21 protein-coding genes and 1 pseudogene are annotated in these 22,214 nt (G+C 59.7%); 14 read left to right on the plus strand and 8 right to left on the minus strand.

What is annotated here, in order from left to right:
- The coding region (locus C7G61_RS39410; RefSeq protein ID WP_145963776.1) for an SDR family NAD(P)-dependent oxidoreductase at window positions 1-251 on the minus strand (251 nt) is incomplete at its 3' end.
- A gap of 32 nt (window positions 252-283) precedes the next feature.
- Window positions 284-724 carry a tautomerase family protein gene (locus C7G61_RS39415; protein WP_108522990.1) on the minus strand — a complete coding sequence of 147 codons (441 nt, stop codon included), beginning with the start codon at window positions 722-724 and terminating at the stop codon, window positions 284-286.
- Window positions 725-850: 126 nt separating this feature from the next.
- Here C7G61_RS39415 and C7G61_RS39420 point away from each other — a divergent pair, with 126 nt between their 5' ends.
- The gene (locus C7G61_RS39420; RefSeq protein ID WP_244608694.1) at window positions 851-1,453 is read left to right on the plus strand and encodes a TetR/AcrR family transcriptional regulator; all 603 of its coding nucleotides are present in this window, start codon (window positions 851-853) and stop codon (window positions 1,451-1,453) included.
- 66 nt (window positions 1,454-1,519) lie between these two features.
- Here C7G61_RS39420 and C7G61_RS39425 read toward each other — a convergent pair whose 3' ends face one another.
- On the minus strand, window positions 1,520-2,680 hold the full coding sequence (locus tag C7G61_RS39425; protein WP_108522992.1) for an iron-containing alcohol dehydrogenase: 1,161 nt from the start codon (window positions 2,678-2,680) through the stop codon (window positions 1,520-1,522).
- Between the two features lie 85 nt (window positions 2,681-2,765).
- Complete coding sequence (locus C7G61_RS39430; protein ID WP_108522993.1) at window positions 2,766-3,344, minus strand: TetR/AcrR family transcriptional regulator; 579 nt, start codon at window positions 3,342-3,344, stop codon at window positions 2,766-2,768.
- 83 nt (window positions 3,345-3,427) lie between these two features.
- On the opposite strand from C7G61_RS39430, the gene C7G61_RS39435 reads away from it, so the two are divergent.
- The 5 genes from C7G61_RS39435 (at window position 3,428) to C7G61_RS39455 (ending at window position 11,964) form a co-directional block, all read left to right on the plus strand.
- A complete protein-coding gene (locus C7G61_RS39435; RefSeq protein WP_108522994.1) occupies window positions 3,428-4,537 on the plus strand; it encodes an efflux RND transporter periplasmic adaptor subunit in 1,110 nt (369 codons plus the stop codon).
- Window positions 4,538-4,579: 42 nt separating this feature from the next.
- Window positions 4,580-5,071 (plus strand): nuclear transport factor 2 family protein, encoded by a 492-nt coding sequence (locus C7G61_RS39440; RefSeq protein WP_108522995.1) that lies wholly within the window; start codon window positions 4,580-4,582, stop codon window positions 5,069-5,071.
- 85 nt (window positions 5,072-5,156) lie between these two features.
- Entirely contained in the window at window positions 5,157-8,267 is a 3,111-nt protein-coding gene (locus C7G61_RS39445) for an efflux RND transporter permease subunit (RefSeq protein ID WP_108523008.1), read from the plus strand.
- Window positions 8,268-8,775: 508 nt separating this feature from the next.
- Entirely contained in the window at window positions 8,776-9,975 is a 1,200-nt protein-coding gene (locus C7G61_RS39450) for an ABC transporter substrate-binding protein (RefSeq protein ID WP_108522996.1), read from the plus strand.
- Window positions 9,976-10,161: 186 nt separating this feature from the next.
- Window positions 10,162-11,964, plus strand: a complete 1,803-nt coding sequence (locus tag C7G61_RS39455; RefSeq protein WP_108522997.1) for an AMP-binding protein — start codon at window positions 10,162-10,164, stop codon at window positions 11,962-11,964.
- Window positions 11,965-11,986: 22 nt separating this feature from the next.
- Here C7G61_RS39455 and C7G61_RS39460 read toward each other — a convergent pair whose 3' ends face one another.
- Window positions 11,987-12,502: a winged helix-turn-helix transcriptional regulator gene (locus tag C7G61_RS39460; RefSeq protein WP_108522998.1), complete on the minus strand. Its 516-nt coding sequence runs from the start codon at window positions 12,500-12,502 to the stop codon at window positions 11,987-11,989.
- Window positions 12,503-12,742: 240 nt separating this feature from the next.
- On the opposite strand from C7G61_RS39460, the gene C7G61_RS39465 reads away from it, so the two are divergent.
- Together C7G61_RS39465 and C7G61_RS39470 are read left to right on the plus strand one after the other, a co-directional pair.
- Entirely contained in the window at window positions 12,743-13,375 is a 633-nt protein-coding gene (locus C7G61_RS39465) for a 2-hydroxychromene-2-carboxylate isomerase (protein ID WP_108522999.1), read from the plus strand.
- 99 nt (window positions 13,376-13,474) lie between these two features.
- On the plus strand, window positions 13,475-14,674 hold the full coding sequence (locus tag C7G61_RS39470) for a CaiB/BaiF CoA transferase family protein (protein ID WP_108523000.1): 1,200 nt from the start codon (window positions 13,475-13,477) through the stop codon (window positions 14,672-14,674).
- 34 nt (window positions 14,675-14,708) lie between these two features.
- Here C7G61_RS39470 and C7G61_RS39475 read toward each other — a convergent pair whose 3' ends face one another.
- Window positions 14,709-15,386, minus strand: coding sequence for a glutathione S-transferase family protein (locus C7G61_RS39475; protein ID WP_108523001.1), 678 nt, complete (start codon window positions 15,384-15,386; stop codon window positions 14,709-14,711).
- 1 nt (window position 15,387) lies between these two features.
- Window positions 15,388-16,131 (minus strand): SDR family NAD(P)-dependent oxidoreductase, encoded by a 744-nt coding sequence (locus C7G61_RS39480; protein WP_190242201.1) that lies wholly within the window; start codon window positions 16,129-16,131, stop codon window positions 15,388-15,390.
- 235 nt (window positions 16,132-16,366) lie between these two features.
- On the opposite strand from C7G61_RS39480, the gene C7G61_RS39485 reads away from it, so the two are divergent.
- From C7G61_RS39485 to C7G61_RS39510, 6 genes and pseudogenes are all read left to right on the plus strand, one after another.
- Entirely contained in the window at window positions 16,367-17,095 is a 729-nt protein-coding gene (locus tag C7G61_RS39485; RefSeq protein ID WP_108523003.1) for a class I adenylate-forming enzyme family protein, read from the plus strand.
- Between the two features lie 14 nt (window positions 17,096-17,109).
- Window positions 17,110-17,847, plus strand: a complete 738-nt coding sequence (locus tag C7G61_RS39490; protein WP_108523004.1) for an SDR family oxidoreductase — start codon at window positions 17,110-17,112, stop codon at window positions 17,845-17,847.
- Window positions 17,848-17,861: 14 nt separating this feature from the next.
- Window positions 17,862-19,043: an acyl-CoA dehydrogenase family protein gene (locus C7G61_RS39495; protein WP_108523005.1), complete on the plus strand. Its 1,182-nt coding sequence runs from the start codon at window positions 17,862-17,864 to the stop codon at window positions 19,041-19,043.
- Window positions 19,044-19,064: 21 nt separating this feature from the next.
- Window positions 19,065-20,195 carry an acyl-CoA dehydrogenase family protein gene (locus tag C7G61_RS39500; protein WP_108523006.1) on the plus strand — a complete coding sequence of 377 codons (1,131 nt, stop codon included), beginning with the start codon at window positions 19,065-19,067 and terminating at the stop codon, window positions 20,193-20,195.
- A 49-nt stretch (window positions 20,196-20,244) separates the two neighbouring features.
- Complete coding sequence (locus C7G61_RS39505; RefSeq protein WP_108523007.1) at window positions 20,245-21,432, plus strand: acetyl-CoA C-acyltransferase; 1,188 nt, start codon at window positions 20,245-20,247, stop codon at window positions 21,430-21,432.
- Window positions 21,433-21,484: 52 nt separating this feature from the next.
- Window positions 21,485-22,042, plus strand: a pseudogene (locus tag C7G61_RS39510) (NAD(P)H-dependent flavin oxidoreductase); the annotation flags it as partial.
- A gap of 67 nt (window positions 22,043-22,109) precedes the next feature.
- On the opposite strand, the gene C7G61_RS39515 reads toward C7G61_RS39510, so the two are convergent.
- The coding region (locus C7G61_RS39515; RefSeq protein ID WP_145963526.1) for a transposase at window positions 22,110-22,214 on the minus strand (105 nt) is incomplete at its 5' end.

Raw genomic sequence — 22,214 nt, forward strand, 5'->3', positions numbered from 1 at the left:
GCGCCATCCGCTCCCACGCCGCGTCGCTCAAAACCAACCGATCCATCACACCCAAGACTGCCTCCCCAAAAGCAGTCTTGAATCTGATTTGCCCCTAAATGGGAATCCTTAGAGTCCACACCACCTAGTCGGTCTCGACGACGGGCGACCAGAATCAAGTCGTAGCCGCGTTCCGCCATTCGTTCGGCGTAAGCAACGCCAATCCCCGACGAGGCACCGGTGACAACAGCAAAACGGTGATGGTTGCTCATTTCAATCTAAGCCTCCAATAATCGGCATGGATCTAGACCGGCTCTTGAATCGGGTATGGCACTGGCTTGTTTTGCTCGAGCCACAGCTTCTCATATTCGGAATTTGGCGGTGGCGCGGGCATGCCTTGAACTTGCCAGAGATCAAAAGGCGTTTCGTCGATGTGGATTTCCCAATCCCTGCCGCGATCCTTGATGTAGGGCGCGAGCGCCTTTTCAACCCAGCCCATCCATTTGGCTTTTAGCTTCTTGGCGTCAGGCGGGAATGATCGCGCGATATGATCTACCCAGATGCGAACGAAATTGTGCGCCGGCTCGCCACCCATGTAGAAGGACTCGGGCGCAACCTCTTGAAACACGACGATGACGTAGAACTTTGGTAGCGCGCGATAAAGCTCGGTAATGCGCTGTGACAACGCGCGTTTATCTTCTGCGTTGAAGGCGCCAACCGGATGATAGATCTTCCAAAATGGCATTTTTCCTCCTGAATCCCGGGGATCGCAGCACGGCACAACAATGATAGTCATCATTATTAAACAGTGTTGTCAATCATTAATGATGATATATATCATTGTTGTGAAGCGGCGGTTCGGAGATTGATCGTGCGGATTACTGAGAATCAGGCCCAGAAGAATCGGCAAAAGGTTGTCGCCAAGGCCTCGAAGCTTTTTCGCGAGGGTGGGTTCGACCGCATTTCGGTCAACGACCTGATGAAGGCCGCGGGCTTCACGCATGGCGGCTTCTATAATCACTTTGAATCGAAAGACGCGTTAGCCGGCGAGGCACTCGATTACGCCTTCCGACAGATGGATGGCGTGCGGGAACGAATGCCAACTCTGGATGAATTCATTACGTCGTATCTGTCGGAGGAAGCCCGGAACGCGCCCGGTTCGACATGCCCGGCCGCTGCACTGGCAGGCGAGGTCGCGCGACAGCCGGAAGACATAAAATGCGTATTTGCGGAGGGCGTTGAACGAATGATCTCTTCGATCGCAGATTTGTTGCCCAAGGCGCCGTCAGCGCGTGATGAGGCGGTGGATGTGGTTTGTCGTATGCTCGGCGCGCTAGTCCTGGCCAGAGCGATGCCGGCGTCGAGCAGCCTTGGCCGTGAAGTGCTCGCGACCGCAACAGAGCGGTGCCGGAAAAGCGCGATGGCCTCAAACAGGCCGGGACGGGGCGGGAGCAGTTCAAGACGTCAGGGCTGATGCTTCGTCACCAGGTCGATGGCCATCCCCGCGTAGCCAATCTTGATCCATCGTCGCTGGTGGCGGCTAAGCTGCCATTCGCAGCAGATCGACGATCTCGGCTTCGTTTTTGAAAGGCCTCGGATTGGCCTGTACGAAGCGATGATTGATTGCAATCTTGCTGATCTGATCGAATTTGTCTTCATCGATCCCGACGTCAGCGAGGCGGCCAGGTAGTCCAAGTGCTTTTGTGAATGCTGCAAAGGCATCTGCGGCTTCGATTCCTGGGGCGCCAAGAGCCGTCGCCAAACGCTTCTGTGCCTCCTCGGTGAATGGCTTGTTGTAGCGAAGAAGGCTCGGCATGATGACGGGTGTGCAGTAGTAGTGGGGAACCTCGAAGGTGCCTCCAAGCACATGGCCAATGCCGTGGCTTGCTCCCATCGGGACGCGTGCCTGGAGGCCATAAGACGCTAGCCATGAGCCGTATTGAGATTGTCGACGCGCCTCCAGGTCATCAGGTTGCTGCAAGGTCCGGAGCATTCCCTCGCGCAGAATGCGGATGCCCGCCAAGACGACTTCGTCAGCTAACGGGGTGCCGGCAGGCGAGCACAACGCTTCGATACCGTGATCCATCGAGCGCGTTCCCGATCCCATCCAAAGGTTCGATGGCGTTTGAAGGGTGAGGACAGGGTCGAGAATGATCGCCAATGGCATCATTTGGGGATGAAAGAATATCTGCTTCAACTTGTGGCGCCCATCGGTGACTAGCGCTGCTGCATTGTATTCGCCACCATTCAGCGTGGACGGTATTGCGATCTGTCGGACACCCGGCGAACGGAAGGGAGAGAAGTTTACGCCCGGGCCCATGGGGAATGGATCGAAACCCGCCTCATCGCGGATATCATGTTCCATCGCCATGATGACAATTTTTGCGAGATCGATGGCAGAACCTCCACCAACGGCCACGATTAGATCAGCTCTTGCGTCGTTAGCTTGACGGGCAACCTCGGCAGCCTGCTTGCGCGTCGTATGCTGTGCAATTCCGTCGAAGGTCGCCACATGTTTGTCGCCGAGTGCGCGCCGAATCTTCTCGATCTCATCGGTCCTGGTGTTCAAGGTTCGACTGACGAGAAGGAAGACGCGCTTGGCGTTCAATCGCTCCGCCTCTTCGTTCAGAGCTGCAGATGCAGGTTTGCCATAGATGACACGATCAATTGCCGGGAAGTTATGTACACCAGTCCTGCGCATTTCTTGTCCTCCCACTAGAGCGCGGCCGAAAGCCGAGCGATTCGCCTGATCTCATCGACATACAGAAAGTGACGGCACCGACATCTCAAGCGGCGGCGGCTTCGCGAACCTGTTTGGCCGCCGCCTTCAGAATGGCCTGAGCCAGCTCGGGGTCGTTGACGACGCGCGATAGCATCAGCGCACCGACCATCGTCGAGAGAATGGCCATCGCTTTGCCCTTGGGCTTCTCGCCGTTGGTTTCGGCAATCAATCGGCTGAGGATTTCGAGATGGTCTTTGATCCCGGTTTCGAATGACGCTTTCACGTCGCTGCCCTGTCTGGCGGCATCCGAGCCGAGCGCCACGATCGGGCAGCCGTCCATCTTTTCATCGCGATGGTCGGCGCTGAGGTAGAACGCGACCACCGCGCCAAGTGGATCCTTAGGTTTCGCCGCGGTCGCGGCCGCCCATCGGAGGGTGGCGCTCTCCAATGCCCGCCTGGACGCCTGCGCCGCCAAGTCCTCCTTTGACGCGAACTGCTTGTAAAAGGCGCCTTGGGTGAGCCCGGCACCCTTCATCAGGTCCTTGAGGCCGATGCCATCAAAGCCGCACTCCCGAAAAAGGCGACTTGCGACATTGATTACAGTTTCGCGGTTTTCCGCGGCCTGAATGCGACTCACTCGCATGTGGATCTCCATTTTTTAGATTGCATTCGAAATCTATATCAGATATAGAGTTCGAACGCAATCTATTTGGTGAGGCTTTAGCCATGAAAAAGAGACCCGTTGTCGTGCTGGGGAGCATCCTGATCGCGGTGTTCGGGGTGGCCGCAGTCGTGACGCTTTCCATCCGCACGCAGGCAGCCTCTGCCGTGAGCGACCCGCGACAGGAACCACCGATCGTCAGGCTCGCGACAGCAGCGCGGGTGGCCGGATCCGAACGCGGCTTTACGGGGATCATAGGGGCGAGGGTGCAGAGCAACCTCGGTTTTCGCGTCGCCGGCAAGATCGTGGAACGGTTTGTGAATTCCGGTCAGCAGGTCAAGGCCGGTCAGCCGCTGATGCGGATCGACGAAACCGACCTACGCCTTGCTGTTACGGCAAAGCGCAACGCTGTTGCTGCAGCGCGTGCATCTTTCGTTCAGACCGAAGCGGATGAACAGCGATACGCCAGGTTGGTGAGCAACGGATGGGCTTCCCGACAGCGCTACGAGCAAGCGAAGGCCGCGTTGGATACGGCTGAGGCGCAACTCGCCACCGCTGAAGCGGATGCGCGGGTCACCGAGAATGAGGCGACCTATTCGGTCCTGGTCGCGGACGCGGACGGAACGGTGGTCGAAACGCTTGGCGAACCCGGGCAGGTCGTCTCTGCCGGCCAGACAGTCGTTCGAATCGCAAAGGCCGGCCCGCGCGAAGCGGTGGTCGCGCTTCCCGAAACGATCCGGCCCGCCATTGGCTCCGCGGCCGAGGCCCGCGTGTATGGAGCCGATGGGCGGCGCTATACGGCGCATCTGCGGCAGTTGTCGGATTCCGCCGATGCTCAGACCCGCACCTATGAGGCCCGTTATGTACTCGATGGTGAGGCCGCGGCGGCACCGCTTGGCGCGACGGTAACCATTCGGCTGGCAAGCCAGGCGAGTGAGCCGGAAATCCAGGTACCGCTGGGAGCCGTGCTCGATGACGGCCGGAAGACCGGGGTTTGGGTCCTGGACAGCGCCACCTCGAGCGTACGCTTTCGGCCCGTCAAGCTCGTTCGGGTGAGCGGCGAAACCGCCGTGATCTCTGGATTGAGCTCTGGTGATCCGATTGTTTCCCTCGGTGCTCAACTCCTGCAGGAGGGCGCTCGCGTCAGGACTGCCTCTGAAAACAAGGGAAACTAACGAGCTTCAATCTTTTCCGCGATCACCGTCGGAGGACGGCAAATGCTATACGGCTACATCGTCAAGAAAGAAATCCGAAAGACCTTCGACCACGTCAACAACCATCGCTGGGATGACGCGGTGAAAGCAGTCGCGCCGCATGTCCATCACCGGGTTTCCGGCACCCACGCGCTTGCGGGTGAGCGCCACGACAAAGAAGCCCTGCGCCGCTGGTTTGAGCGCCTCGGCCGTGTCCTGCCCAATCTCCATCTCACGGTCAACAACATTTGGGTGAAGGGCTGGCCGTGGCACACCACCGTGTTTGCCGAGTGGGACGCCACCGCAACGCTGCTCAACGGCGACGCGTCGTACGTCAACCGTGGTCTCCACGTGTTCACCCTGCGGTGGGGCAGAGTCTATGCACTCGAGGAATTTCAAGATTCACAGGAAGCGGCCCGTGGGCTTGCCGCCCAAGCGGCAGCTGGCATCAAAGAAGCTGTCGCCGAACCAATTGTAAGCTCGCAGAAGCGCAGTCAGAGGGCGCGCGCTTTTTAGGTAAGCGCGGTTCACTCGGTGCCCACCTGCTGCAGGACGGCGCGAGCGCCAGGACGAACGTCGAGGAAATAGGAGTGACCAAATGATGAATTTCAATCTTTCCGCGATCGCCGTCCGCGAACGGGCCGTAACCCTGTTCTTCATCGTCCTGCTGGCGGCCGCAGGCGCCTACGCCTTCCTCATGCTCGGGCGCGCAGAGGACCCTTCCTTCACCATCAAGACCCTGACGGTCACGACGGTGTGGCCAGGCGCGACGGCGCGCGAGATGCAGGACCAGGTCGCCGAACCGTTGGAGAAACGGATTCAGGAGCTGACCTGGTACGACCGGGTGGAGACGACCACACGGCCAGGTTATGCGTACATGACGGTTACGCTGAAGGACAGCACACCGCCATCCAGCGTGCAGGAGGAGTTCTACCAGGCCCGCAAGAAGCTTGGGGATGAAGCGCGCAAGCTGCCGTCAGGTGTGCTCGGCCCCTTCGTCAACGACGAATATTCGGACGTGAGCTTCGCCCTTTATGCCCTCAAGGCGAAGGGCATGCCGATGCGGGAACTCGCCAGGCAAGCCGAGACCATTCGCCAGGACCTCCTGCACGTGCCCGGCGTCAAGAAGATCAACATCCTCGGTGAACGTCCCGAACAGATATTCATCGAGTTCTCCTATGCCAAACTGGCAACCCTCGGCGTGTCGGCACAGGACATTGTTGCCGCCTTGCAGCGGCAGAACACCCTCACACCGGCAGGCTCGATCGATACCAAGGGACCGCAGGTCTTCATCCGGGTCGACGGCGCTTATGACAGCGTCCAGGCGATCGCCGACACGCCGATCGTCGCTGCGGGACGGACGCTAAAACTCTCCGACATCGCCGAAGTCCGCCGCGGCTACGAGGATCCTCCCACCTACCTCATCCGACAGCAGGGTGAGCCCTCCATCATGCTGGCGGCGGTTATGCAGGAAGGTTGGGATGGTCTCGCGCTTGGCAAGGCGCTGGAGGAGAGGTCCGCGGCTATCGCTCGGACGCTGCCACTCGGAATGAGTCTGGCCAAAGTGAGCGACCAGGCGGTCAACATCACCTCGGCGGTTGACGAATTCATGATGAAGTTCGCGATGGCGCTCGGCGTGGTGCTGCTGGTAAGCCTGCTCAGCCTCGGCTGGCGCGTCGGCATCGTCGTGGCGGCTGCCGTCCCTCTGACGCTTGCCGTCGTGTTCCTCATCATGCTGGAAACCGGCCGGTTCTTCGACCGCATCACGCTCGGCGCCCTCATCCTGGCGCTTGGTCTTCTCGTGGACGACGCCATTATCGCCATCGAGGTGATGGTGGTGAAAATGGAAGAGGGCATGGACCGCATCAAGGCGGCTGCCTACGCGTGGAGCCACACGGCGGCGCCGATGCTGTCCGGAACACTCGTGACGGTCGCCGGGTTCCTGCCGGTGGGCTTCGCGCGCTCGACGGCTGGCGAATACGCCGGCAACATCTTCTGGGTCGTGGGGTTCGCCCTCATCGTCTCCTGGATCGTCGCGGTGGTCTTCACGCCCTATCTTGGCGTCAAGATGCTGCCCGCGATCAAGCCGGTCGAAGGCGGTCACCACGCGATTTACGGCACACCCAACTATCGGCGCCTGCGGAGCCTCATCACCTTCGCCGTGCGCCACAAGTTCGTAACCAGCGGCATCGTCGCCATCGCTTTCGCGCTTTCCGTCGTCGGCATGGGCGCCGTCAAGCAGCAGTTCTTCCCGACGTCCGACCGCCCCGAAGTGCTGGTGGAGGTTCGCCTGCCGGAAGGCACCAGCATTGAGACGACGACCGCCACAGTCGAGAAGCTCGAACACTGGCTGGACCACCAGTCGGAGGCCAAGATCGTCACGAGCTATGTCGGTCAGGGCGCTCCCCGATTCTTCTTCGCGATGGCGCCGGAGCTGCCTGATCCAGCCTTCGCCAAGATCGTCGTGCTTACGCCGGATGAGGAGGCGCGCGAAGCTTTGAAGCACCGGCTCCGACAGGCGGTGTCGGATGGGCTTGCACCTGAAGCCAATGTGCGCGTCACTCAGCTTGTGTTCGGACCCTACACGCCGTTCCCGGTCGAGTTTCGGGTCATGGGGCCTGATCCCGCGCAATTGTACGCTATCTCTGAAAAAGCCCTCGATATCATGCGTGGCGTTCCCGATGTGCGGCAAGCGAACCGGGATTGGGGTAATCGCACACCCGTGCTCCGCTTCATTCCGGATCAGGATCGACTGAACCTCATCGGCCTCTCGCCAGCGGAGGTGGGCCGGCAACTCCAGTTCCTCCTCACGGGCATCCCCGTTACGCAGGTCCGCGAGGACATCCGCAACGTCCCCATCGTGGCACGCAGCGCCGGCGGCGAGCGGCTGGATCCGGCGCGTCTGGCGGATTTCTCACTGATGAGCCGGGACGGCCGCCCGATTCCGCTCGACCAGATCGGCCATTCGGAAATCCGTCTGGAAGAGCCGATTATGAAGCGCCGCGATCGCACACCCGTCGTCACGATTCGCTCTGATATCAATGAGGCGACCCAGCCTCCAGAGGTCTCCAAGGAGATCAAGACGGCCCTTCAGCCGCTGATCGCATCGCTTCCGGCCGGCTATCGCATCGAATTGGGCGGATCGATCGAGGAGGCAACCAAGGCCAATGACGCGTTGGCGACGGTCTTTCCCGCCATGATCGCCGCCATGCTGATCGTCATCATGCTGCAGGTGCGATCCTTCTCGACGATGGCCATGGTCATGCTGACGGCACCGCTTGGCCTCGTCGGTGTCGTGCCGATGTTGCTCGCCTTTAACCAGCCCTTCGGATTCAACGCCATTCTGGGCCTGATAGGTCTGGCGGGCATCCTGATGCGCAATACTCTGATCCTGACCGAACAAATCAAGGAGAACCGAGCTGCCGGCCTTGATGATTATCACGCCGTCATCGAGGCCACGGTGCAACGCACGAGGCCGGTGATCCTGACCGCGCTTGCCGCCGTGCTGGCCTTCATCCCTCTCACACACTCCGTCTTCTGGGGATCGATGGCCTATACGCTGATCGGCGGCACAGCGGTCGGCACGGTGCTGATCCTGCTGTTCCTTCCGGCGCTTTATGCCGCGTGGTTTCGGATCAAGCCGACTTCAGACGAGATCCATGAGGATTCGACGGAGGAATTGGAATTGCGAACAGCAATGGCTGCCGAGTAGGGCTCTGTTGTCGGAGGAGACGCTTCAAGGTCTCGCCCGCTGGGTTCACTCGATGGCGGACTGACCGAACTCCGCGACGCGGTTGATGCATTCGCTCGTTCCGCCTGCGCGTGAGGCAGCGCTCGTTCACACTCACGAAAGGACACTACGAAGATCGGAATCATAGATGGGACCAAAGGCGGCTTGCCCACGTTGCTCATTTTCTCCAATCGCGGCGGCGTTAGTTTTAAAATGGAATGGGAGAGATATGCCTGGGAGAGAACGCCTCGTCACTCTCCTGCCTGGTATTCAGCGTGCGAGCGCGCGTGGCTTTCCCCGAGTTAAATGACTTCCAAAGTGGAAAACCTGCGTAATGGTAGAACTCATAGGTTTCTGCGCGCGCCAGCGGGGCTTGTCGATGGCTGGCCGACGGACGATGATCTAAGTGCTTGACGAGTTCTAAAAAAGAACTGTAGTCTCTCCCCGAGACGACGTGCCGCGGAAAGGTGCGCGTTTGGGAGGACGAGCAATGTTGGTGAAGTGGAAGGCTGTTGCGGCTGTGGCTCTGCTTTTGAGCAGCCCAGCATTCGCGGCCGACGAGCCGGGAGTCTCTGCTACCGAGATCAAGATCGGCGGCGTTTTTCCCTTCAGCGGACCGGCGTCATCGATCGGCCTCGTGGGCAAGGGGGTCATGGCCTATATTCAGTCGGTCAACGACCGCGGCGGCATCAACGGACGCAAGATCAACTACGTCGCATATGACGACGCATACAGCCCCCCCAAAGCCGTGGAGCATGTCCGCAAACTCGTTGAGAGCGACGAAGTGTCGTTCATGTTCGGCCAGCTTGGCACTCCCGGTATCTCGGCTACGGCAAAATACCTGCGGTCGAAAGGGGTGCCCAGCATCGCAATTATCAGCGGGTCATCCAAGTTCACGGACGTGGCTAATTACCCGACGACCACGACAGGTCTCGTCAGCTACGACACCGAAGGAAAAATCTACGCCAAATATCTGGCGAGGGCGCTGCCAAACGCCAAGTATGCCATCCTCTATCAGAACGACGACCTCGGCAAAGACTATGTCAACGCCTTCAAGGCGTTTCTCGGAAAGGATTTCGACCGAAAGGTCGTGACTGCTTCCTATGAGGTCACCGAACCGACGGTTGATTCACAGGTGGTCAATCTGAAGAGCTCGGGTGCGGATGCCCTCGTGATCGCCGGCACACCGAAGTTCGCCGCTCAAGCCATCCGGCAAGCTTCGGTGATCGGCTGGAAGGCGACCGTAATCATCAATTTCCCGTCCGGCTCTGTCGGAGGCACGCTCGCACCGGCCGGTCTCGACAAATCGGTCGGCGTGATCGTCGGTACGACCAACAAGGATATTCTGGATCCGGCTTGGAAAGATGACCCGGGCATGCAGGCCTTCAGGGTGTTTTTCGACAAGTATTTGCCAGGCGCCGATATCACCAATGGAAGTTATCTGACCGGCTATCAGCAAGGCGTCCTGCTCGAGCAGATTTTAAAGCAATGCGGCAATGACCTTTCGCGCAAGAATATTCTTGCGCAGGCCAAGAACCTCAGGGATTTCGTCGTTCCGACTGCGCTGCCCGGCGTCAAGGTCAACACGACCGACACCGAGAACATGATCTGGACACAGATGCGGTTGCAGCGATGGACAGGCACGGGTTGGCAAGCCTTCGGGGAGGTGCTGGACGCCAAGTCCGAGTGACCTCGCATGAGCGAAGCGACGGGCGCGGCAGTTGGCGGGGGCGAACTGCCGACCGGTCTGGCCCAACAGCCAGATTAACGGCTCGCATTATTCAAGTGGTGGGGCAGCAGCGATGGGCATCAGGAGTGGTGAACTTCGTCTCGCGCACTCATCGGACCAGCACAGCAATGCAGGAGGTCGTTTTCGATGTCGACGAAGCCACTGACGTTTGCGCCGAGGGAGCTTTCCATAGAGCGTCGAACCGACGGCACGCTCATATTGAGTTCGCCCCTTGAGTTGGGGAAGTGTGACTGGCGCATCACGGATTTTCTTCCGAACTGGGCAAATTCTGTTCCCGATAGAATTTTTCTTGCGCAACGCAATGTGGAAGGGGGGTGGGACGAGATCACGTATGCCGAAGCATGGTCGCAGGTTCAGGCTGTCGGCCAAAGCCTGATCGATATGGGCGCAAAGCCGGCCGACAAGCTGGCGATCCTCTCAGGAAATTCCATCGAGAACGCCGTGGTCTCGTTTGCCGCAATGTCGATAGGGGTAATCCTGGCGCCGATATCGCCAAACTACACGCTGATGCCCGGCGGCCTGGCTCGTCTCAAAGATATAGCGGAAGCGCTGCGCCCGAATTTCGTTTTCGTCCAGAGCGGGCGCGACTTTTCCGCCGCGCGCTCGATTCCCGAACTGGCAGCCGCAACCTGGATCAGTGTCGATGGAGCGCCGGATACCGTGCCTTTCGGCGCACTGAAATCTCGGACGGGGAGCGAAGGATTTGCGGATGCTTCATTGGCGGTTTCTTGCAACGCTGTCGCAAAGATTCTCTTCACATCCGGTTCGACCGGTTTCCCCAAAGGCGTGCTCAACACCCACCGCATGATGGCAAGCTCCTTGCAAATGGGGAGTCTGCTGGTGTCTCCTCCGGACGCGCCGGTGCAGGTCGAGTGGCTGCCCTGGCACCATACGATGGGCAGCAACGTAATCCTTCACGGCATTCTCAAGAATGGCGGGACGCTCTACATCGACGATGGCCGGCCGCTGCCTCAGCTCTTCCACAAGACAGTGGCGAATCTCAAAGAGATTTCACCCACCGCCATGTTCAACGTACCTGCCGGCTACAATCTCCTATGTGGTGCAATCGAGAACGACCTCGATCTTGGCGCCAGCGTATTTAAGCGGATGGATAGATTGAGCTATGCCGGGGCTGCAATCTCGCAGGCCACGCTTGAGAAACTCTATCGGTTGACGTCGTCGATCACTGGCCGGCGAATTCCGGTCATGTCGGGTTACGGCACTACCGAAACGGCCCCGACAATCAGTACGACCCATTGGGCGACCGACCAGCCGGGAGAGATCGGTCTTCCCGCGCCGGGTCTGCAATTAAAACTGATCCCCGTTTCCGATACGTACGAGGCGAGAGTCAAGGGACCCAACGTTACGTCAGGTTATCTCGGAAGGCCGGATTTGACGGAAAAGGCCTTCGATGAGGAAGGATTCTATCGCATCGGCGATACCGTCTCATTTCTGGATCCTCAGAAGCCGGAGCTTGGGTTGCGTTTTACAGGCAGAATTTCCGAGAACTTCAAACTCGCGAACGGCACGTGGGTATCGATCGGCAACATGCGCGCGGCAATTCTGACTGCAGCCCGGGGCGTATTGCTGGACCTCGTCGTTGCAGGAGAAAATCGTGAATCGTGCGCGCTGCTCTGCTGGTTGAATCCGGCCGGGGCAGCGCGGATCTCGAAGAATCCAGCGTCGGATTTGACCTGCGACCCTCTCGTGGTTCAATTTGTGAAAGATCGATTTCGGGAATACAATGAAACCGTCGGAAGCAGCGAAAGAATTTGTTCGTTCTCCCTGCTCAAGGATCCGCCGTCAATGGCGGCAGGAGAGATCACCGACAAGGCCTACGTCAATCAGCGGGCTGTGTTGAGCCACCGATCGTGTAGCGTCGAAAGGCTGTATGCAGAGCCGCCGAGCGAAGACGTGATAGTGATTTGAGCGTGAGCGGCCTGACGGGCAATCACGCCGCTTGCTTGCGGGTCTTTGGCTTTGCGGGCTTGTCGCCAGAAATCCGTTCTGAAGGCGGGCGGGCCCCGGGGCCGGGGTGGGTGTGTACCTCCTTGGCCAAAAGCGGCTCGCCGCATTCGGAGCACACCATGACCGGATCGAAGTTCTTGCCGCATTTGCGGTGCTGGTGCAGCAACGGCCGCCCGCGTTCGTCGACCATGTGGGTGTCGCCCCAATGGACGAGCGCCATCATGATCGGATAGAGGTCGAGACCCTTCTGCGTCAGGATATACTCATGGCGTTTAGGCGACTCCTGATATGGAATTCGGCGCAGCACGCCCTGCCGAACCAGCTTTTTCAGCCGCTCTGCGAGCAAATGGCGCGTGATTCCAAGCGCTGACTGAAAACCCTCGAAGCGGCGCGTACGCAGAAAGCATTCGCGGAGGATCAGAAGCGTCCAACGGTCACCGATCACACCGATGGTTCGAGCCATCGAACATGGCTCTTCCTCAAGTTCATCCCATCTCATTCCTGCTCTCCGGTCGGCAGGTGCCTGTTCCGCTCGAATCAATCCAGGGAACCGCAGCCGCCTCTACCATTCTAGATAGGTACTAAATGCCAAACAATACCCCGCGATCGGTTAAAACTAGCAGAATTCAGCGTAGATTTGACAGTTCAATTTTAGAACTGTATGAACGAATGATAGCCAAGGTTCGGCTCGAAGATCACCAAACCCGACCACCCACTTCGCTCTGCGGGAGGAACTGACATGCCCCTGAAAGTTGAATTCCTGTTCGATTTCGGCAGCCCGAACGCTTACCTCGCGGAGCTGGTCCTTCCGGGAATCGAATGGCGCACCGGCGTGAAATTCGAATACGTCCCGGTTCTGCTCGGCGGCATCTTCAAGGGGACCGGCAACATGTCACCGTTCGACTCGCTTCGCGGAATCAAGAACAAGCCGGAATACCAGGCGCTCGAGACCCAGCGCTTCATCCGCCGCCATAACATCACGAAATTTCGCCAGAATCCCTTCTTTCCGGTCAACACGCTGATGCTGATGCGCGGCGCCGTCGCAGCCCAATTCGAAGGTGTGTTCGAGCCCTATTTCCGCGCCGCCTACCATCATATGTGGGAAGAGCCCAAGAAGATGGATGACCTCGAAACCTTCCGGAACGCATTCATCTCCTCAGGCATCGATATCGACCGGTTGATTGCGCGTGCGCAGCAGGATGACGTCAAGAAGGGGTTGATCGATCGGACCACCGACGCGGTCAACCGTGGAGCATTCGGCTCACCGACTTTCTTCGTTGGAAAGGAAATGTTCTTCGGCAAGGACCAGCTCCGTGACGTCGAGGAGTCGATCGTCGAACAGACCAGTCAGCTGGTTTCGAGAACGGCCTAAGGTTGGGAATTTAGGCCTGCAGAGCCAGGCCGATGTCCCGGGCCTGCATGAGGACACCTCAGTCGGCCCCACAACGAAGTAAACTCAGGGAGAATACCCATGCCTGGCCCACTTAGTGGTGTTCGTGTCCTCGATCTGACAGGCGTGGTGTCGGGTCCTTTCGCGACCATGTTTCTGGCGGATCAGGGAGCTGACGTTCTGAAGATCGAGCCGATCGGCGGCGATATAACCCGGCGCAGCCGCGCCACTATTGACAAGGATGGCGAGTTCTCTGCGCTCTTTATCTCTTCAAACCGCGGCAAGCGCTCACTGTCGATCGACGTCAAGAGCGCGGCCGGCCGCGAGGTTCTCGCCAAGCTGGTCGCGCAGGCGGATGTCCTGGTGCAGAATTTCCGCCCCGGCACCATGGAGCGCCTCGGTCTCGGCGTCGATGAACTGCGCCAGCGTCACCCGCGCCTGATCTATGTCTCGATCAGTGGCGTTGGCGACTCCGGCCCCTATGTGAAGAAGCGCGTTTACGACCCGATCATTCAAGGCCTGTCGGGCTTTGCCGATATCCAGTCGCAGCCGGTAACGAACCGTCCGCAGATGATCCGAACCATCGTATGTGACAAGACCACGGCGGTGTTCACCGCACAGGCGGTGGCGGCGGCGCTCTATGCCCGTGAGAAAACAGGGAAGGGTGATCACATTCAGGTCGCTATGCTGGATGCGATGATCTCGTATTTATGGCCCGAAGGTATGATGCAATACACGGTGGTGGGCGCGGAAACTACCGCCGCCGATCCTAACGATCGACCGGATCTCGTGTTCAAGACCAGCGACGGCTACATCACCGCTGGTACTATTTCGGATTCCGAATGGCAGGGCTTTTGCCGGGCCTCCGGCGATCCCGAGCTTGCCAAGGATCCTCGGTTTGCGACGCCGTCGGCGCGTTCGGTCAACGCCACGGCGCGCATCAACAAGATGGCGGAGTATATCGGCCAGCACACCACTGCCGAATGGCTGGAGCGCCTGGACGCCGCTGACGTCCCTTGCGCGCCGATCCTCCGCCGAGGCGAAATCATCCACAATGAACAGGTGATCGCGCGCGATATCATCGCGGAGTTCGATCAGCCGAAGGTCGGGCGGGTGCGGCAGCCGAAGCCGGCGGCACGGTTTGAAATCAATGAGGCCGCGATTGGCGGACCTGCTCCCCGGGTCGGCGAGCACTCGCGCGATGTGTTGCGCGGGTTGGGTTATGACGACGGCGCGATCGACAAGATGGTTGCCGAGCGCAGCGTGCGAGTGGCGGTCTAACTCGAAGTCCTCTCGCGGGCGTGGCGGGCGGTTTCTAGACTTTCGCCGGGACCGGCGTGATCGGTGCTATCGGGACATTCGCCGCGACGGCTCGCTGATAGGCATCCCGTTTCTTGATGCGCTCGAGATAGGGCTGCGCGTTGTCGCAAATGCCGACGCCATAGGCGACCGCCCACTCAAGGCAGGTCGTGAGCAGGATGTCAGCGCTGGTAAACCGGTCGCCCATCAGGAATTGCCGGCCGTCTGCGAGCGCTACTTCGACATGGCGCAACTGCTGGCGGAAATACTCGCCGGCCTGGGCAACGACTTCGGGCGCAATACCGTAGATTGGACCGAGCGCGTCGGCCCGGTGGCGGCGCATCACGTAAAGGCTGGTCGAATCCAGCTCCGCGACGATAAAGAAGCACCACTCCAGCCACGCGGCATACTCGCGGGTGGCCTCCGGAATCAGCGAGCGTTCCGTCGTCGAATACATGCGCGACAGGTAGGCAACGATGGCGGCGCTCTCGCCGATGCAGAAGTCGCCGTCCTGAAGCAGCGGAATCTTCTGGCGCGGATTGAGTTTGGTGTATTCAGCGGTCTTGGTCTCGCCCGTTCGCGGCCCGATCGGCCTTGTCTCGTAGACCAAGCCCAACTCGTGCATGGCCCAATGCGGACGAATGGTGCGGCTTGTCCCAACGCCCCACAGGGTCAGGTTTGGTGTCGCGTTCATGTTACCACTTCTCCACAGACGGACGGAGATCTAGCTCGTGGGTCCAGCCATCCCTGCTTTGCTGGTGGGTGAACCAATAGGCCTCAGCAATGGAAGACGTTTTGGTCAGGCTATCTGGGGGAATTTCGCTTGCCTCGATCCCTTTTGCTGCCTTCATGCGCTGGTGAATTGCCTCGCTATCGACGCCGGCGTCGATCAGGAGATGCACGACATGAATGTTCTTCGGTCCGAGCTCGCGCGCCATCGCCTGGGCCACTGCTCGAAGCCCGAACTTCGCCGATGAAAATGCCGCAAACCCCTGGCCGCCGCGCACGCTGGCCGTCGCACCCGTAAAGAAGATGGTGCCGTGTCCACGCGGAAGCATGACGCGTGCAGCCTCACGTCCGACCAGGAAGCCGCCGTAGCAGGCCAGTTCCCAAGCCTTGAAGAACAGCTTCTCCGTGGTGTCCAGCAGAGGCTTGTTGACGTTCGAACCGGCATTGTAGAGGCAGACCTCGATCGGTCCGAGCTCTTTCTCGATCCGCGCGAATATGCCTTGGACCTCTGCTTCCTGACGGGCATCGACGCTGAACGCGTGAACGTTATGTCCGGCACCCCTCAGCTCGGCCACAAGCCCCTGCGACTTGGACGCATCACGCCGGCAGATGCAAACCGTATAGCCACCCTTGGCAAAACGCCGGGCGACCGCCGCCCCAATGGCATCGCCTGCGCCCACAAGTATCGCCACGCCGCGGGCTTCCCCCATCACGCTTCTCCCATAAAGTTCCTATTTGATACTTTGATCCTAGCGGCGGGTCGATGCGTTGTAAACGAGGGTTTTCAATTATGCGCGGTTGAATATGGCAGCCAAGTTGCCCCTTTCGGGACCTCATCAAACAAGGATGATGAATTAGTGATTGACGAGTTCTAAAAAAGAACGTTAGGTAAGGACGAATGTGCCGCGTTGCAGAAATGGGCATGCTTTGGTCGGGAGGTCGGTCGTGGCGGAGCTTTCGGAGGCGATCAATCTCGACGAGATTGCTGTCGGCTTGCCGAGCCGCATCCATAAAGTAACGGTCAGCCAAGTTGCCGAGGCCCCCGACCGGATCGCGCTGGTCGAGAACGGAGCGTCCTGGAGCTACCGCGATCTGGAGCAGCGCGTTGCTGGCATGTTGCTGCCGGGAGTAGAGGGGCGCATCAGAACACTCGACGGCATACCGCTATCAAAGGAGCAAGTCGGAGAACTTCACGTGCGCGGGCGCAACGTGATGCGCGGCTATTATCTTGCTTCCGAGCTGACAGGCAAAGTGATCGACAGCGAAGGCTGGTTCAATACCGGCAATATTGTCCGCTTTGACGGCGATTGCCTGTACATTCTCGGTCGTACCAAAGAAATGATTGGCGCCGTCTCAGCCAAGGTCGAGGCAATTCTTAATTCACACAAGGATGTGCAATCCACCGTCATTGGAAGGGGCCTTAATGGTGATGGGGAGCTTGTCGCGTTCGTGCAACTTTCATCAGGAGCGCGCGTCAGGGCGACGGATCTGATGGATTCCATCAAGCCCTGGCTCACCGCCTATATTCCACCGCCGAAAATCGTTGTCGTCGATGTCTTACCGGGAAGCTCAACCGGCAAGATGCGAGAGTATGAGCTCGCGGCCTGTATGCATCGCGACCCAGCTGCCGCCAGGCAGGCGGCGAAATACCAACGACGAACTCACTTGAGTTGACCGGGAGAAGACCTTTGCAAAAGAGAAACGCAACCGTGGCCGTGATCGGTGCCGGGGACTTTATCGGTGGCGAGATCGCAAAGAAGTTCGCCTCCGAGGGCTTCACGGTGTTTGCCGGGCGCCGTAACGGCGCCAAGCTCGAGCCGCTCGTCAAGGAGATCGAGAAGGCGGGAGGCGAAATTCACGCGCGTTCGCTCGATGCGCGCAAGGAAGAGGAGATCATCTCCTTCCTTGGAGATGCCGACAAACACGCGCCGCTCGAGGTTTGCATCTTCAACATCGGCGCCAACGTCAATTTTCCGATCCTGGAAACCACCGAGCGCGTGTTCCGAAAGGTCTGGGAAATGGCCTGTTATTCCGGCTTCCTCGCCGGGCGGGAAGCTGCACGGCTGATGCTGCCGCGCGGCAAGGGCAATATCTTCTTCACCGGTGCGACGGCGAGCCTCCGTGGCGGATCCGGCTATGCCGCCTTCGCCAGCGCCAAGTTCGGCCTGCGGGCCGTGGCACAGGCGACGGCACGTGAATTGGGGCCCAAGAATATCCACGTCGCGCATCTCATCATCGATTCCGGCGTCGACACCGAATGGGTGCGCCAGCGGCGAATCGAGGCACTTGGTCCGACCGCGCTGGACGACCCCGATGCGTTGATGCCGCCGTCCTCGGTCGCAGAATCCTATTGGCTGCTTTATCAGCAGCCCAGAAGCGCCTGGACCTTCGAGCTGGAGATCCGTCCCTTCGGCGAGAAGTGGTAACGGGAGCTCGTACGATGGAGCTCAATCTTTCCAGCGAGGACGCTGCGTTTCGTGACGAGGTTCGCGCTTTTATTGCGGAGAACTATCCGCAGGAAATGCGCGTTCCAAACCCCGAGACCGATTTGACCAAGGAGCAGTCGCTGCTCTGGCACCGGATCCTCCACAAGAAGGGGTGGATAGCGCCGCTCTGGCCCAAGGAGTATGGCGGCCCCGGCTGGTCGGTCACACAGCGCTTCATCTTTGAACAGGAGACTTCACGCGCCGGAACGCTGCCGCCGCTGGCGTTCAGCGTCACCATGGTCGGCCCGGTCATCTATACATTCGGCAGCGACGCGCAGAAGAAGAAGTTTTTGCCGCGGATTCTCTCCGGGGAGGATTGGTGGTGCCAGGGTTATTCGGAGCCGGGCTCCGGCTCCGATCTCGCTTCGGTTCGCACCAAGGCGGTGCGCGACGGCGAGCACTACATCGTCTACGGCCACAAGACCTGGACGACCCTGGCCCAGCATGCCGACTGGATTTTCTGCCTGGTGCGGACGGACCCTGCGGCAAAGCCGCAGGCCGGCATCTCCTTCCTGTTGATCGACATGAAATCGCCCGGTGTCACGGTGCGGCCTATCATCACCATCGACGGATCGCACGAGGTCAACGATGTGTTCCTGGAAGACGTGCGCGTCCCCGTAGAGAACTTGGTCGGCGAGGAGAACAAGGGCTGGACCTACGCGAAGTTCCTGCTCGGCAACGAGCGTACCAGCATGGCCGGGATCGGCCGGTCCACTCGGTATCTAGGGCGCCTCAAGCAGATCGTGAGAACCGAAGTCGGCGAGGACGATCCGTCCTTCGGGGAGTTTATTAGGGAGATCGCGCGCGTCGAGCTCGATGTGCTCGCGTTGGAGGCGACGGAACTGCGCATCATTGCGCAGATGTCGCGCGGCATCGACCCGGGACCGGCCGCATCGCTGTTCAAGATCAGGGGCACCGAGATATTCCAGCGCATCACCGACCTGACGCACCAGGCGATCGGCAATTACGGTCTGGCCATCCGTGAACACCCGGTAAGCACCAACCACTTCATGCCGGGACCCGACTATGGGCACACGGCGACTGAGAAATATCTGAACTCCCGCAAACTCAGCATTTACGGGGGATCGAACGAGATCCAGCGCAACATCATCGCGAAAGCGGTTTTGGGTCTCTGATCACATCGAGCGAGGCATCCGATGGATATTCAGTTGACGGAAGAACAGGAATTGCTCCGGTCCAGCATTCAACGCTTCTTGCGCGAGCAGTACGATTTCGACGAGCGCCGCAAAATCGTTGCGAGCGATGAAGGCTGGAGCCGCAGGCACTGGAAATCGTTCGCCGAACTCGGGCTCTGCGCCGCGCCGTTCAAGGAAAGCTTCGGCGGACTTGGTGGCGGCTCGCTTGCGACGATGATCGTGATGCAGGAGTTCGGTCGCAACCTCGTCGTCGAACCGTATTTTGAGACGGTTGTCCTCGCCGGTGGCCTGATCGAGGACGTCGGCTCGCCCGAGCATCGCGAAGCATTTCTGCCGAACATCATGGAGGGCGATGCGATATGGGCGGTGGCCTGGGCGGAAGGACGGTCACGTTATGATTTCAACAACGTCACCACCACCGCACGCCGCCAAGGGGACAACTTTGTTCTGAGCGGAACCAAAGCTGCGGTGGTCGGTGCGCCGTGGGCTGATAAGCTGATCGTCTCGGCGCGCACGTCGGGCGAAGCCCGCGATCGCTTTGGCGTGAGCCTCTTCGTGGTCGATCGCCATTCGGCCAATCTTCACTTGCAGAGTTTCAAGACGGTCGACGATCGACGTGCCGCTGAACTCACGCTGATGAACGTGGAAGTGCCGGCCAGCCAATTGCTGGGCCTTGAAGGGTGGGGTGTCACCGCTCTGGAGACCTGCCGCGACCGGGCTATCGGGGCTCTGTGCGCCGAAGCAGTCGGTGCGATGTCTGTGCTGAATTCTGCGACGCTGGAGTATAGTAAAACGCGCAAGCAGTTCGGGGTCGCTCTCGGGACCTTCCAGGTGTTGCAGCACCGCATGGTCGACATGTTCATCGCGCTCGAAGAGGCGCTCTCGCTCACCCAGCATCTGAACCTCAGCCTGGCCGCCCAAGAGCCAAATGGATCGAAACTGGCGTCCGGCGCGAAGTCGAAGGTCGGATATGCCGCACGCTTTGTCGCAGAGCAAGCCGTGCAGCTTCACGGGGGTATGGGTATGAGCGACGAGTTGAACGTCGGTCATTACTTCAAGCGAATAAGCTCCATCAACGTTCAATTCGGCGACCCCACCTACCATCTGATGCGGTACGCGCAGCAGAGCTAATTGTCCCTCCAACGCAGCAAATCGACTAGCGCACCACCAGAGGTAAACAATGACCGAAGCCGTAATCGTCTCGACCGCTCGCACCCCCATTGGCAAGGCTTACAAGGGCGCCCTCAATAATACCGAAGGCGCGACGTTGCTGGGTCATGCCATTTCCGCTGCGTTGTCACGCGCCAACCTGGAGGGCACCGAAGTCGAGGATGTCGTGATGGGTTGCGCCATGCAACAGGGCACCACCGGTACCAACATTGCGCGCAAGGCGCTGCTGCGCGCCGGACTCCCGGTCAGCGTGGCCGGAACCACCATCGACCGGCAATGCGCGTCTGGCCTACAGGCGATTGCCTTGGCAGCGCGCTCGGTCATCTTCGATGGCGTGGAGGTTGCCATCGGCGGCGGCGGCGAATCCATCAGCCTGGTCCAGAATAATCAGTTCAACAGCTTTCATGCCGTCGATCCCGAACTGCTTGCGATGAAAGGAGACGCCTACATCGCGATGCTGGATACTGCCGAAGTCGTGGCGAAACGCTACAATATCTCGCGCGAACGTCAGGACGAATACAGCCTCGAGAGCCAGCGGCGCACGGCAGCGGCGCAACAGGGCGGCCGCTTCAACGACGAACTCGCACCGATCAAGACCACGATGGCGGTCACGGACAAGGCGACCGGCGCCGTATCGTATCAACCAGTGACGCTGTCGGCCGACGAGGGGCCGCGTCCCGATACCACGGCCGAGGGTCTTTCTGGCGTCAAGCCGGCAAAGGGGCCGGGCTTCACTGTCACCGGCGGCAATGCGAGCCAGCTCTCGGACGGCGCCAGCGCCGCCGTCATCATGAGCGACAAGCTTGCCGCACAGAAGGGACTAAAGCCACTCGGCATCTTCCGCGGCTTTGTCGCGGCGGGCTGCGAGCCGGACGAGATGGGAGTGGGGCCGGTTTACGCCGTGCCGCGACTTCTCAAGCGTCACGGACTTAAGATCGACGATATCGATCTCTGGGAATTGAACGAGGCATTCGCGGTGCAAGTCATCTATTGCCGTGACAAGCTCGGGATCGATCCGGAAAAACTCAACGTCAATGGCGGCTCGATCGCGGTTGGCCATCCCTACGGCATGACCGGAGCGCGGCTGACCGGCCATGCTCTGATCGAGGGCCGCCGGCGCCAGGCCAAGTATGCTGTTGTTACCATGTGCATTGGCGGCGGCATGGGTGCCGCGGGCCTGCTCGAAATTCTCCACTGACCAGCAACAGACCGGCTAACCATACATCTGTGAAACCACATCGGAGGCACGAGTGAAGACAGCGATCACTGAGATGTTCGGTATCGAACATCCCATCATCCAGGGCGGAATGCACTATGTGGGGTTTGCCGAACTCGCGGCCGCAGTGTCGAACGCCGGCGGGCTTGGGATCATCACCGGCCTGACGCAGAGGACGCCGGAGCTGCTGGCCAAGGAGATCGCGCGTTGTCGGGACATGACGGACAAGCCATTCGGTGTGAACCTGACCTTTCTGCCGACCTTCAGCGCACCTCCCTATCCGGAATACATCGCCGCCATCAGGGAGGGCGGGATCAAGGTCGTTGAAACCGCCGGGCGCAGCCCCGAACAATACATGCCGGCCTTGAAGGCGGGTGGCATCAAGGTGATTCACAAATGCACGTCTGTTCGCCATTCGCTTAAGGCCGAGCAGATCGGCTGCGACGCCGTCAGCGTGGACGGTTTCGAATGCGGCGGTCATCCCGGCGAGGACGATATGCCCAACATGATCCTGTTGCCGCGCGCGGCCGAGGAGCTCAAGATTCCATTCGTTGCCTCCGGTGGCATGGCGGACGCGCGCAGCCTAGGAGCCTGTCCCTATAATGGACTTAGGATTAAGCGAGGCGGGTTCTGAAGCTTTTTGGGGAGACAGGTTCTCCTCAGCGTGCGGCGGCGAGTTTTGCGAGGTTGTGGGCGATGCAGATCATGGCCCATTCGGCTTTGACCTTGTCGATGCTGCGCAGGAGGAACTGGCGGAAGCCTCT

Origin of the sequence: Bradyrhizobium algeriense (assembly GCF_003062295.1) — a bacterium.
Taxonomy (GTDB): domain Bacteria; phylum Pseudomonadota; class Alphaproteobacteria; order Rhizobiales; family Xanthobacteraceae; genus Bradyrhizobium; species Bradyrhizobium algeriense.

Coding starts and splice junctions, on each gene's coding strand:
- C7G61_RS39430 (WP_108522993.1), bottom strand. CDS start 3,344: ATGCGAGTGAGTCGCATTCAGGCCGCGGAAAACCGCGAAACTGTAATC.
- C7G61_RS39445 (WP_108523008.1), top strand. CDS start 5,157: ATGAATTTCAATCTTTCCGCGATCGCCGTCCGCGAACGGGCCGTAACC.
- C7G61_RS39470 (WP_108523000.1), top strand. CDS start 13,475: ATGCCTGGCCCACTTAGTGGTGTTCGTGTCCTCGATCTGACAGGCGTG.
- C7G61_RS39465 (WP_108522999.1), top strand. CDS start 12,743: ATGCCCCTGAAAGTTGAATTCCTGTTCGATTTCGGCAGCCCGAACGCT.
- C7G61_RS39505 (WP_108523007.1), top strand. CDS start 20,245: ATGACCGAAGCCGTAATCGTCTCGACCGCTCGCACCCCCATTGGCAAG.
- C7G61_RS39440 (WP_108522995.1), top strand. CDS start 4,580: ATGCTATACGGCTACATCGTCAAGAAAGAAATCCGAAAGACCTTCGAC.
- C7G61_RS39425 (WP_108522992.1), bottom strand. CDS start 2,680: ATGCGCAGGACTGGTGTACATAACTTCCCGGCAATTGATCGTGTCATC.
- C7G61_RS39455 (WP_108522997.1), top strand. CDS start 10,162: ATGTCGACGAAGCCACTGACGTTTGCGCCGAGGGAGCTTTCCATAGAG.
- C7G61_RS39475 (WP_108523001.1), bottom strand. CDS start 15,386: ATGAACGCGACACCAAACCTGACCCTGTGGGGCGTTGGGACAAGCCGC.
- C7G61_RS39450 (WP_108522996.1), top strand. CDS start 8,776: ATGTTGGTGAAGTGGAAGGCTGTTGCGGCTGTGGCTCTGCTTTTGAGC.
- C7G61_RS39495 (WP_108523005.1), top strand. CDS start 17,862: ATGGAGCTCAATCTTTCCAGCGAGGACGCTGCGTTTCGTGACGAGGTT.
- C7G61_RS39435 (WP_108522994.1), top strand. CDS start 3,428: ATGAAAAAGAGACCCGTTGTCGTGCTGGGGAGCATCCTGATCGCGGTG.
- C7G61_RS39480 (WP_190242201.1), bottom strand. CDS start 16,131: ATGGGGGAAGCCCGCGGCGTGGCGATACTTGTGGGCGCAGGCGATGCC.
- C7G61_RS39460 (WP_108522998.1), bottom strand. CDS start 12,502: ATGAGATGGGATGAACTTGAGGAAGAGCCATGTTCGATGGCTCGAACC.
- C7G61_RS39500 (WP_108523006.1), top strand. CDS start 19,065: ATGGATATTCAGTTGACGGAAGAACAGGAATTGCTCCGGTCCAGCATT.
- C7G61_RS39415 (WP_108522990.1), bottom strand. CDS start 724: ATGCCATTTTGGAAGATCTATCATCCGGTTGGCGCCTTCAACGCAGAA.